The following is a 10824-nucleotide window of genomic DNA, read 5'->3' on the forward strand; positions in this document are numbered from 1 at the left end:
ACCATGACCGACATCAAGCCTCTCGATATTGCCGCCGCGATTGCCGGCGGCGCGCTGCGCGTGGTCGATCTCACAATCACACTGACGCCCGATTTCCCGGTGATCGCGCTACCGCCCGAATTCGGGCAATCCTCGCCGGTGCGCATTCAGGAAATCTCGCGCTATGACGAGCGCGGCCCCGGCTGGTACTGGAACAACATCACCGTCGGCGAGCATACGGGTACGCATTTCGACGCGCCGATCCACTGGTTTACGGGTAAGGACCTGCCCAATAATTCGGTGGACACGCTGCCGCTGCAAAATCTGGTCGCCGCCGCCTGCGTGATCGACTGCGCGGCGGATGCTGCGGCGGATGCGGATTTCCTGCTGACGCGCCCCTTCGTTGAGGCGTGGGAAAAGGAGCACGGGCGCATCTCCCCCGGACACTGGGTACTGATGCGCACCGACTGGTCGAAACGGTCGCATCGCGACTATGCCAACCTGCTGGAGGACGGCCCGCACACGCCGGGGCCGGACGCGGATGTCATGGAATGGCTGGTGAAGGAGCGCGGCATTTTAGGTTTCGGGACCGAAACCATAGGCACCGATGCCGGGCAGGCCAGCCATTTCGAGCCGCCGCACCCAGCGCATCACTTCCTGCACGGCAACGGTCGCTACGGCCTGCAATGTCTCACCAATCTCGACCAACTTCCACCGACCGGGGCGATCCTGATCACTGCGCCGCTCAAGATACTCAACGGATCGGGCAGTCCGCTGCGGGTTCTGGCCATCATGCCCTGAAAACCGATCTCAAATGGACGATCAGAATGCAGAACCCCGCGCCGTACTCTTCCGGCGCGGGGTTCTGCATTTGGATATGGAGCGGCGGGGAGCCTGTGCGCCCCGCGCGGATTGTCAGGCGATCAGCGCCAGAGCGCGGACCGGCGAGCCGGTGCCCTTGACGAATTTAAGCGGCGCGGCGATCAGGATCGCGCCCTTGGGCGGCAACTGGTCGAGATTGCTGAGGCTGGCGAGGCCGTATCTGTTGGCCTTGTGCATCAGATTGTGTGCAGGGAAGGGCGGGTTCATGCCGCCAGCGGCGCCGGCATCGGTGCCGACCGTCTCCTGACCCCAGCCGATGATGCCCTTCGACAGCAGATATTCGATGGCGTCTGGCGTCGGGCCGGGCGAATGCGGGCCGTTCTCGTCGGCATTGAGGAATGCCTCAGTCGAGCCGTTGCGCTTGTACCAGTCGGTGCGCATCAGCACCCAGGAGCCGGCCTCGATCTCGCCGTGTTCGGCTTCCCATTCTTTGATGCTTTCCGCTGTCAGCAGATAGTCCGGGTCGGCGGCGGCTTCGGCGGAGCGGTCGATCACATTGGCCGGCGCCACGAAATTCTGCGGTGGGATGGTATCGGTGGTGTTGTTTTCGTGGTCCTTGCCGGTGACCCAGTGACACGGCGCGTCAAAATGTGTGCCGGTGTGCTCACCGAGTTCGATCCAGTTCCATGCCCAGAACGGGCCGTCCTGATCGTACTGGCTGATGGTGTGGACCTTGACGTTGGGAGTGTTCCTGCCGAACTGCGGCGGCAGATAGAGGACCGGCGTGTCGGGTCCGAGCGGCGCGGTGATGTCGACGACGCTGACGGCACCCGACAGCAGGCCCGACGCAAGGCCGGAAAGAACGGATGTATTGCTCATGAATTCCCCCATTTCGCCCTGAGCCGGCGCCGGCATATGTGCGGTCTTGTTGAACCGGTCTTGTCAGGCGTTGTGGAAAGCCTATGAGAGAAAATATGTTCTTGCAAGCATCTCTGGTATAAAAAATCATTTGATCAAGAAGGCTGTTTGCGCCGAGAAACCCTCATGATCGGGAATTCGCGAGCGAAGAATTTTACTTCATGGGCGTGGCAGGTCGGCCCGATGTGGAAAACATATGCATTCAGGTATAACGCACCTTGCAATCGCGGCGAGCTTTCCATTTAGGCTTGAAATATCGGCGTCCTGACGCAATTGTCGTTCTGCCGCCATGCGAGGCTATGCGGCGGGTAAATGAGGTGGGCGATGCCGGTGGATCTTGAAATTATAGTCGGGGAAGTGGACGAGGGCGAAAAGCAGGAACTCCGCCTCTGGTTGCGCATGCTGGCGACGACGCGGCTCATCTCGCAGGAAATCCGCCGCCGCCTGCGCAACGAATTCGGCGCGACGCTGCCGCAGTTCGACATTCTCGCCCAGCTCGACCGCGAGCCGAACGGCCTGCGGCTCGGCGAACTGTCGCGCCGCACCATGGTGACCAACGGCAACATTACCGGCCTTGTCGAGCGGTTGGAGGCGGACGGTCTGGTGCGCCGCGAGACGCCCGGCGACGACCGCCGCGTCACGGTCGCGCGGCTGACGGAAGCGGGGCAGACCACCTTCGCTCGCATGGCGCGGGTGCATGAGGGCTGGCTGCGCGATCTGATGGCCGATGTCGATCATGATACGATTGGCGCCCTGCTGGCCGACATGAAAAAGATCAAGAATTCGGTCGGCAACCACCTTTCCGGCAGCGGCGAGGAATAGGGCACGAGGCTGGCTGTCATGACCGCGCGGCGTGCGCATGACACGCCGCAAGCCATCCCCCTACGACTTTTCCTGGCCGGAAAGGAACCCTGACGGCAGGGCTGCCGGCTGGCGTCAATCATCTGTATCGGCCATAAAATCGCAGTTTGTGACCGGCGACGGATCGCGACACGCCCTGATCGCCCGGTGAGAGCGTCGAGCGATTTTAGTTGAAACTTAAAATTCTCTATGATCAAATAATCAAAACAGGCCGTCGGGACTAACGGAAGCCGGGAAGCTCCGCCAATAGAAGCGGCCGCAACCATTCAGAGAGGGACCAATATGATGACGATACAACGCGGCGCTTTTCTGGCCATGGCGGGCCTTGCCGGTGTTCTTGCCGTAACATCGGCTTCGCTCGCCGCCGATATGCTGGCCATCGGCGCCTATCCCAACAATCCGCCCTTCGAACTGAAAAAGGCCGACGGCACATTCGAGGGCTTCGAGATCGATATCGCCTCGGAGGCGGCCAAGCGCGCCGGGCTGACGCCGGAAGTGGCCGATTACGGCTTTCAGGCACTGTTCGCCGCCACCACCTCGCGCCGCATCGATGTGGCGGTATCTTCCATCACGATCACGCCGGAGCGGTTGAAATCGCAGTCCTTCACACAGCCCTATTACGATTCCGACATCGGCGTTGCCACCAAGGCCGATAGCCCGGTCAAGGGGCTGGACGATCTCAAGGGCAAGACGGTCGGCGCGCTGTCCGGTTCTACCGGCGAGAAATGGGTGAGGCACAACAAGGACGCCAAGGGCTTCGCCGACATCAAGGGCTATAATTCGCAGCAGGACCTGTTCCTTGATCTGGGCGCCGGTCGCATCGATGCGGTGATTTCCGATGTTCCCGGCATGGAGCATCTCTTCCTCAAGATGAAAGGCTTCGCCGTCAAGGACCGTATCCAGACCGGCGAGCAGTACGGGCTGATGATGGCCAAGGACCATCCGCTGCTCGGCAAGCTCAACGACGCCATCACGGCGATGAAACAGGACGGCACCACGACGGCGATCCACAAGAAGTGGTTCGGCACCGATCCGGTGGCCGGCTCCTCCACGGTGACGGTCGCGCCGATCCCCAAGCCTTGACATTTTCAGTGACCGACGGGCCGAGGCGCGGGATCGGCCCATCTTCGGCAGCTGCCTGCGAAGGATGCCAACATGACATTCGTCGAAACCTTTTTGAACGCCGATGTCCTTGCTTCAAGCCTGCCGGCGCTCGGCCGCGGCCTGCTCAACACCTTTCTCATCGGCATGGCCAGCATCTTCTTCGGCGTGCTTTTCGGCCTATTGATCAGCATCGTCCGGCTCTATGCCCCGAAGCTGCTGCGCTTTCTCGCCATCGCCTATATCGACGTGTTCCGCGCCATGCCGGTTCTGGTGGTGCTGATCCTCATCTATTATGCGCTGCCCTTCATCGGCATCCGCTTTTCCGCGTGGACCTCGGCGATCATGTCTTTTTCCATGGTCATGGCGGCCTATTCGGCGGAAGTGTTCCGGTCCGGCATCGAAAGCGTGCCGCGCGGCCAGTTCGAGGCGGCGTCGGCGTTGGGCATTTCCTTCCCCGTGACCCTGTGGAAGGTGGTCTTGCCGCAGGCGATCCGCATCATCATCCCGCCGACCACCAGCAACTGCGTCTCCATGTTCAAGGACACCGCGCTCGCTTCCACCGTGGCGCTGCCCGAGCTTCTGAAGGAGGCGCAGGACGCACAGGCGCTCTATGCCAATCCGACGCCGCTGATCGGTGCGGCGGTGGTCTATCTCATTTTGCTGCTGCCGCTCGTGCGCCTCGTTGGGCTTCTCGAAGCGCGCTTCCGCAAGGAAAAGACCCGGTAGACGAAACCATCAGTCATCGGGGCCACACCATCACCAGCAATCCGGCAGGCAGCGCATGAGCGGCTACTTTCTCTATCATTCCATCGGCACCTTTCCCGGCAAGGCGGAAAAGGTGAAAACGGCGCTCGATCGTTATGCGGCCATCTGGTCGGCGGAAAACGACGCGCAATGGCCAGCGATGCTGGCCGAACGGGCACATTTCATCCAGAGCTGGGAACGGCTGATCGGCGCGCCGGCCGGCTCCATGACCACGGTGGAAAACGTGACGCTGGCGCTCTACAGCCTGATCGGCGCCCTGCCGGAAGAGCGGCTGCGTGGCCGGTGCATCCTGACCGCCGCCGACTGCTTCCCAAGCCTGCATTTCCTGCTGGCAGGCCTACAGGCGCGCTTCGGATTCACGCTCAAAACCGTGCCCGTGCGTCAGGGCGAGGCCTATGTGCGCGACGAGGATTTTATCGATGCCTGGGGCAGCGACGTGGCGCTGGCGCTGGTTACATGGGTTTCCTCCACCACATCGAAACTTGCCGATCTCGATCTGATCGCCACGCATGCGCAGAAGCACGACACCATCGTGGTCGCGGATATCACGCAGGGTGTCGGCATACGACCCTTCGCGGTCGGCGGGATCGATGTCGTGGTCGGCTCGTCGCTCAAATGGCTGTGCGGCAGTTCGGGCGCGGGCATGCTCTATGTCCGGCCCGATCTCATGGCCGGGTGCCGGCCGGAACTGCGCGGCTGGTTCAGCCAGCCCAACCCGTTCTCATGGGATCTCGACGCTTTCGACTATGCTGGCGACGCACGCCGCTTTGACCATGGCACGCCCGCCGTGCTGGCGGCCATCGCCTCGCAGCCGGGCCTCGATTTCGTGATGGAGACAGGCGTTGACGCGCTTTCCCCGCACAATGGCCGGCTCACCGGCTTGATCGCGGAGCGCGTTGCGGCTAATCCCAGACTGAGGCTGGCCTCGCCGGCCGCTGCCGGGGAGCGGGGCGGCAGCGTGATGGTGCAGGCGGCTTCCGGTGAGGCCGCAGCTGCGATCATGGCGGCGCTGAAGGCCGAAGGCTTTTATTGCGATTGCCGCAGCCGGACCTTGCGCTTTTCGCCCGGAGCCGTAACGTCGCTTGCGGAGACCGAAGCGCTCTGCGACGCGCTGGACAGACTGGCGGCGGTATGAGGAGAAGTGGAAGCTTATGATCGGTGAAAACCGCTTGTCGAAAGTATCTTCACGCGTGACCGTGCAGGACGGCGTCTACGAGCAGTTGCGCCACGCCCTGATGTGGGGATCGTTCGAGCCGTCGCAGGTGGTGACCATCGCGGCGCTCGCCTCCGAATTCGGCACCAGCCACATGCCGGTGCGCGAGGCATTGCGGCGGCTTGCGGCGGAAAACGGACTGGAAATCGCGCGCAACGGATCGGCGCGTGTGCCGGACATCTCACGGGCGCGGCTCGACGATATCTGCCGGGTACGCATTTCGCTGGAAGGTCTCGCCACCGAACTGGCGACGCCGCGCATGAGCGCGGCCGATGTCGAGCGCTGCCTGACGCTGGCGCAGGAGCACGAGGCGCTGGGGCAGGAAGGCAGGGTCTACGAGATGTTGCGCAAGAATCAGGAATTTCATTTCACGATCTACGAGCTGTCGGGATCGGAAATCCTGCCTCGGATGATCGAGACGCTTTGGTTGAGGCTTGGGCCTTACATGCGCCTCCTGTCCAACCACGTAAGGCAGCAGGTGGATGACGGGATCATCCATCCCTATTCGGCTTATCACTACCAGATGCTGGACGCGATCCGCGCCGGTGAGGCGCAGAAGGCGGGCGCGCTGATGGTGCAGGATATCGAGACCACGCAGAAGCTCCTGCAAAGGCTCTGCTGACGGCCGGCCTTCACGCCCTTTCGAGCGCGATGGCGATGCCGCGTCCCGCTGCGTCGCGAGGCATTGGCTGGCAAAGGCTTCGTTCAGCTCAATCACGTTGAACCGGTCTGGCGTGCGGCGAACATCGGCCCGCCTTTGACGGACGGAAATCCGTAGCCGTTGACGAGCACAAGGTCGATATCGTCGGGATGGCGGGCAATGCCGGCGTCGAGCAGGGCTTGTCCCTCGCGTGCCATGGCGCCGAGCAGCCGGCGCATGATGGCCGCCTCGGCATAGTTCGCTGGCGTGACGCCGTTCTGCGCGCGCCAGCCATCGATCAAGGCATGGACTTCTGGATCGCTGACTTTCTCGCCGTCGCGGTAGATGTACCAGCCACGCCCGGTCTTGCGTCCGAACCGGCCCGCCTCGCAAAGCCTGTCGGCAACGTCGAAATAAGGCACGTTTGGATCGCGGCTGGCGGCAAGGCGCTTGCGTCGCGCCCAGGCGATTTCCAGCCCGGTCATGTCGTTGACAGCGAAGAGGCCCATGGGAAAGCCGTAATTTTCCATGGCGCGGTCAATGTCTTCGGGATAGGCGCCTTCGGCCAACATGGCTTCCGCTTCCGTGCGATAAGCGGAAAAGATGCGGTTGCCGACGAAGCCTTCGGCGACGCCGGTAACGATGGGCAGCTTCCGGAGTCTACGCACGAAAGCGATGCCGGTGGCGAGCGTTTCATCGGAGGTCGCGGCGCAGCGCACCACTTCGGCGAGGCGCATCACGTTGGCCGGCGAGAAGAAATGCAGGCCGAGCACGCGGTCGGCGCGGCCCGTGACGGTTGCTAGCGCATCGGGGTTGAGATAGCTCGTATTGGTGGCGAGGATCGTCTCCGACGGCAATAGGCTGTCCAGCGTGCGAAACAGGGCGACCTTCACATCGAAATCGTCGAACACCGCTTCGATGACCAGTTCCGCAGCCGCAAGCTCGGCCGGATCGGCGGTGGTGACGAGTCGGGCCTTTTGCGTCCCGGCAGCGTCCTGCGTCAGCTTTCCGACTGCGACCGCCTTGTCGATCAGCCCGGCGATGCGGGCGCGTCCCGCCTCGGCGGCTTGTTGGTTCTGTTCGTAGCCGATGACGCGATAGCCAGCGGCAAGGCAGGCGGCGGCAATGCCGGCACCCATCAGGCCGGTTCCGGCAATGCCGATGGTCGCAAGCGCGCGGGGTTCCGCGGTCAGGCCCTCAACCTTGCCGGCGGCGCGCTCGGCGAAGAACAGATGGCGCAGCGCAGCCGCTTCCGCACTGTCGCGCAGGCGCAGGAAAGTGGCGCGTTCCTCGGCCACACCGTCATCGAAGGCGGCGGTGGCGGAAAGCGCGACCAGTCGCGCGGCTTCCTGCGGCGCGGTGGCGCCGCGCGCCTTTCTAACGATCTGCCGCTTTGCCTGTTCGAAGGTGACGTCATCGAAGCCCGGGACCGGAAGCGCCGAGGTGCGGCGGAGCGGCTCGTCCACGAGCGAAAGGGCGAAGGCGATGGCCTCCGTCATGAGATCGTCACTGACGCGGTCGATCAGGCCGGCTTCCTGTGCTTCCGCCGCCGTCATGGCGCGGCCCGTCGCCACCATGTGGAGCGCGGCCGGCGCGCCGACGAGACGCGGCAGACGTTGCGTGCCGCCGGCGCCCGGCACGATGCCGAGCCTGACCTCCGGCAAGGCGAGACTGGCCTTTGCGGCCGCGATGCGGCCATGCGCCGCCAGCGCCACTTCCAGCCCGCCGCCCAGCGCCGCGCCATTGAGCGCCGTAACAACCGGCTTGTCGGCGGCCTCGATCGCCGCGACGACGGAAGGCAATGTCGGCTCGATCGCCGGCTTCCCGAATTCACGGATATCCGCGCCGCCGATGAAGGTCTTTCCCGCGCCGGTGATCACCATGGCGCGGATGGCGCTGGCCGTCTGCGCATGTCGAAGCGCGGCGAGCAGCCCGGCCCGTACATCGGCCGATGTGGCGTTAACCGGGGGGTTGTCGATCGTCACGATCAGCACGCCATCGGCCACGCTACCGCGCACGGTATCGGAAAAAGCGGTCATACGAGCCTCAATCGGGGATGACGGCATGAGCCTGGATTTCGATCTTGGCGCGGTCCTCGACCAGTGCAACGACCTGCACTGCCGCCATGGCCGGGAAATGCTTGCCGATGATGTCGCGATAGACGCGGCCGATACCTTTGAGATTGGCGTTGTATTCGGCCTTGTCGGTGAAATACCACGTCATCGAGGTGATATGTTCCGGCCTGCCGCCGGCTTCCGCCAGCACATCCACGATGTTCTGTAGCGTCTGGCCGGTCTGTTCCACGAAATCGTCGGTTTCGAACTGCTGCTGTCCGTTCCAGCCGATCTGTCCGCCGATGAAGATCAGACGCCCGCGCGCCTCGACGCCGTTGGCATAACCTATCGGGCGGGCCCAGCCCTGCGGCTGAAGAGTTTTGTGCATGTCGTGGTCTCCAGGGAAATCTTGGACGAAACGGGCGGGTCAGCCCGCTTTCATGAGTTCGCGCGCGATGATGAGCTTCTGGACCTCTGTCGCGCCTTCATAGATGCGCAGCGCACGGATTTCGCGGTAAAGCCGCTCGGTGATTTCGCCGCTCTTCACGCCGCGCCCGCCGAACATCTGCACGGCGCGGTCGATGACGCCTTGTGCGTTTTCCGTGGCCACCATCTTGGCCATGGCGGCCTCCTTGGTGGTGTTCAGCTTCTGCACGTCGCGGCGCCAGGCGGCGCGATAGGTGAGAAGGGCTGCGGCATCGATCTCGGTCGCCATGTCGCCGAGGGTGGCCTGCGTCAGTTGCAGGTCACTGAGTGTGCCGCCGAACATCGGGCGGCTGCGTGCATGGGCGAGCGCTTCCGCTGCCGCGCGCCGCGCAAAGCCGAGGGCGGCGGCGGCGACCGACGCGCGGAAAATATCGAGCGTGCGCATGGCGATCTTGAAGCCTTCGCCCGCAGCACCCAGGCGGCGGCCCGCGGGAATGCGGCACTTGTCAAAGCGGATCGTTGCCAGCGGATGCGGCGCGATCACATCGATGCGCTCGGCGATGGAAAAGCCCGGATCGTCGGCATAGACCACGAAGGCTGAAATGCCGCGCGTACCTGGCGCTTCGCCGGTGCGCGCAAAAACCGTGTAGACATCAGCGATGCCGCCGTTGGAAATCCATGTCTTTTCGCCGTCGAGCACGTAATGGTCGTCTTCCAGCCGGGCGGCGCAGCGCATGGCAGCGACGTCGGAGCCGGCCAGCTTTTCAGAGAGCGCGAAGGCCGAAATCCATTCGCCGCGCGCCACCTTCGGTAGCACGGCCTCCTTCAGTGCCTGCGAGCCGGTCAGGCTGATCGCGCCGGTGCCCAGCCCCTGCATGGCGAAGGCGAAGTCCGCCAGCCCGTCATGATAGGCAAGCGTTTCGCGTGCGATGCAAAGCCGGCGGGAATCGATGCCTTCGCCGCCTGCAAGGCTGACGGCGGCATCCAGCAGCCCGGCCTTACCCAGCGCGCGCACCAGCGCGCGGCAGGTGGCATCCGTTTCGGCATGATCGACGGCGGCAAGTGCCGGGCTTGCGGCAAAGGCATCGAGCTTTGCTGCCCATTCGCCATGTGCGGCATCAAAAAATGGCCAGTCGAGATGATCGCGCGTCAGAGCGGGCGTCGGCGTTGTGTCGCTCATCGGCTCAGTTCCCCTCGAAGGCTGGCTTGCGCTTGGCGGCGAAAGCTTCGAAGGCGCGGCGGAAATCCTGCGTGGCCATGCAGATTGCCTGCGCCTGCGCCTCGGATTCCACCAGTTCGTCGATCCCCATCGCCCATTCCTGATTGAGCATGGTCTTGGTCATGCCATGCGCGAACCATGGGCCGTCGGCGATGGAACGCGCCAGCGCCTCAGCCTTGCCGATCAGTTCGGCCTGTGGGTGCAGCGCATTGAAAAAGCCCCAGCGCTCGCCTTCATCCGCGCTCATGATGCGGCCTGTATAGAGCAGTTCCGCCGCGCGGCCCTGACCGATGAGCCTCGGCAGGATGCCGCAAGCGCCCATATCCGCGCCTGCCAGCCCGACGCGGGTGAACAGGAAGGCGGTTTTGGCTTCCGGCGTCGCAAGTCGCAGGTCCGACGCCATGGCGAGGATCGCGCCCGCGCCGGCGCAAATGCCGTCCACCGCCGAAACGATCTGCTGCGGGCATTTGCGCATGGCTTTGACTACGTCGCCTGTCATGCGGGTGAAAGCCAGAAGGTCGGGCATGCTCATATGGGTCAGTGGCTCGATGATCTCGAACACATCGCCGCCGGAGGAGAAATTGCCACCCGCGCCGGTGATCACCACGGCGCGCACGTCGGAGGCATAAACCAGCGCGCGGAACAGGTCGCGCAGTTCGGCATAGCTCTCGAAGGTGAGGGGGTTTTTGCGGTCGGGACGGTTGAGCGTCAGCGTGGCGACGCGACCATCCTCGCTGGTTTCCCAGAGAAAATGCTTCGCCCGATAATCCCTGTATGGCTTTAGGTTTGAAGCCATCGAAACGCGCCCGTCGTTCATCTTGTC

The 10824-nt window shown here is 63.6% G+C and carries 11 protein-coding genes; 6 read left to right on the forward strand and 5 right to left on the reverse strand.

Annotation, left to right across the window (positions count from 1 at the left end):
* Positions 1 to 3: 3 nt before the first annotated feature.
* Positions 4 to 780 carry a cyclase family protein gene (locus tag AVM02_RS01355; protein ID WP_411505220.1) on the forward strand — a complete coding sequence of 259 codons (777 nt, stop codon included), beginning with the start codon at positions 4 to 6 and terminating at the stop codon, positions 778 to 780.
* Between the two features lie 114 nt (positions 781 to 894).
* Here AVM02_RS01355 and AVM02_RS01360 read toward each other — a convergent pair whose 3' ends face one another.
* A complete protein-coding gene (locus tag AVM02_RS01360) occupies positions 895 to 1680 on the reverse strand; it encodes a cyclase family protein (RefSeq protein ID WP_411505221.1) in 786 nt (261 codons plus the stop codon).
* Positions 1681 to 2043: 363 nt separating this feature from the next.
* On the opposite strand from AVM02_RS01360, the gene AVM02_RS01365 reads away from it, so the two are divergent.
* From AVM02_RS01365 to AVM02_RS01385, 5 genes are all read left to right on the forward strand, one after another.
* Complete coding sequence (locus tag AVM02_RS01365) at positions 2044 to 2541, forward strand: MarR family winged helix-turn-helix transcriptional regulator (protein WP_411505222.1); 498 nt, start codon at positions 2044 to 2046, stop codon at positions 2539 to 2541.
* A gap of 324 nt (positions 2542 to 2865) precedes the next feature.
* Complete coding sequence (locus AVM02_RS01370; protein WP_411505300.1) at positions 2866 to 3663, forward strand: ABC transporter substrate-binding protein; 798 nt, start codon at positions 2866 to 2868, stop codon at positions 3661 to 3663.
* Between the two features lie 72 nt (positions 3664 to 3735).
* Complete coding sequence (locus tag AVM02_RS01375; RefSeq protein ID WP_411505223.1) at positions 3736 to 4410, forward strand: amino acid ABC transporter permease; 675 nt, start codon at positions 3736 to 3738, stop codon at positions 4408 to 4410.
* A gap of 55 nt (positions 4411 to 4465) precedes the next feature.
* Positions 4466 to 5584 (forward strand): aminotransferase class V-fold PLP-dependent enzyme, encoded by a 1119-nt coding sequence (locus AVM02_RS01380; protein WP_411505224.1) that lies wholly within the window; start codon positions 4466 to 4468, stop codon positions 5582 to 5584.
* Between the two features lie 16 nt (positions 5585 to 5600).
* Positions 5601 to 6284, forward strand: a complete 684-nt coding sequence (locus AVM02_RS01385) for a GntR family transcriptional regulator (RefSeq protein WP_411505225.1) — start codon at positions 5601 to 5603, stop codon at positions 6282 to 6284.
* A 92-nt stretch (positions 6285 to 6376) separates the two neighbouring features.
* Here the strand turns inward: AVM02_RS01385 and AVM02_RS01390 are convergent, their stop codons facing one another.
* Genes AVM02_RS01390 through AVM02_RS01405 form a run of 4 tightly spaced genes read right to left on the reverse strand, consistent with a single transcriptional unit; the run spans position 6377 to position 10818 of the window.
* Positions 6377 to 8341 (reverse strand): 3-hydroxyacyl-CoA dehydrogenase NAD-binding domain-containing protein, encoded by a 1965-nt coding sequence (locus AVM02_RS01390; RefSeq protein WP_411505226.1) that lies wholly within the window; start codon positions 8339 to 8341, stop codon positions 6377 to 6379.
* A gap of 7 nt (positions 8342 to 8348) precedes the next feature.
* A complete protein-coding gene (locus AVM02_RS01395) occupies positions 8349 to 8744 on the reverse strand; it encodes a RidA family protein (RefSeq protein WP_411505227.1) in 396 nt (131 codons plus the stop codon).
* A 39-nt stretch (positions 8745 to 8783) separates the two neighbouring features.
* On the reverse strand, positions 8784 to 9962 hold the full coding sequence (locus AVM02_RS01400; protein ID WP_411505228.1) for an acyl-CoA dehydrogenase family protein: 1179 nt from the start codon (positions 9960 to 9962) through the stop codon (positions 8784 to 8786).
* Positions 9963 to 9966: 4 nt separating this feature from the next.
* Positions 9967 to 10818 (reverse strand): enoyl-CoA hydratase family protein, encoded by an 852-nt coding sequence (locus AVM02_RS01405; RefSeq protein ID WP_411505301.1) that lies wholly within the window; start codon positions 10816 to 10818, stop codon positions 9967 to 9969.
* Positions 10819 to 10824: the final 6 nt, after the last annotated feature.

The sequence above is a fragment of the Brucella anthropi genome (assembly GCF_046630315.1).
In the GTDB taxonomy this organism is placed as follows: domain Bacteria; phylum Pseudomonadota; class Alphaproteobacteria; order Rhizobiales; family Rhizobiaceae; genus Brucella; species Brucella anthropi_A.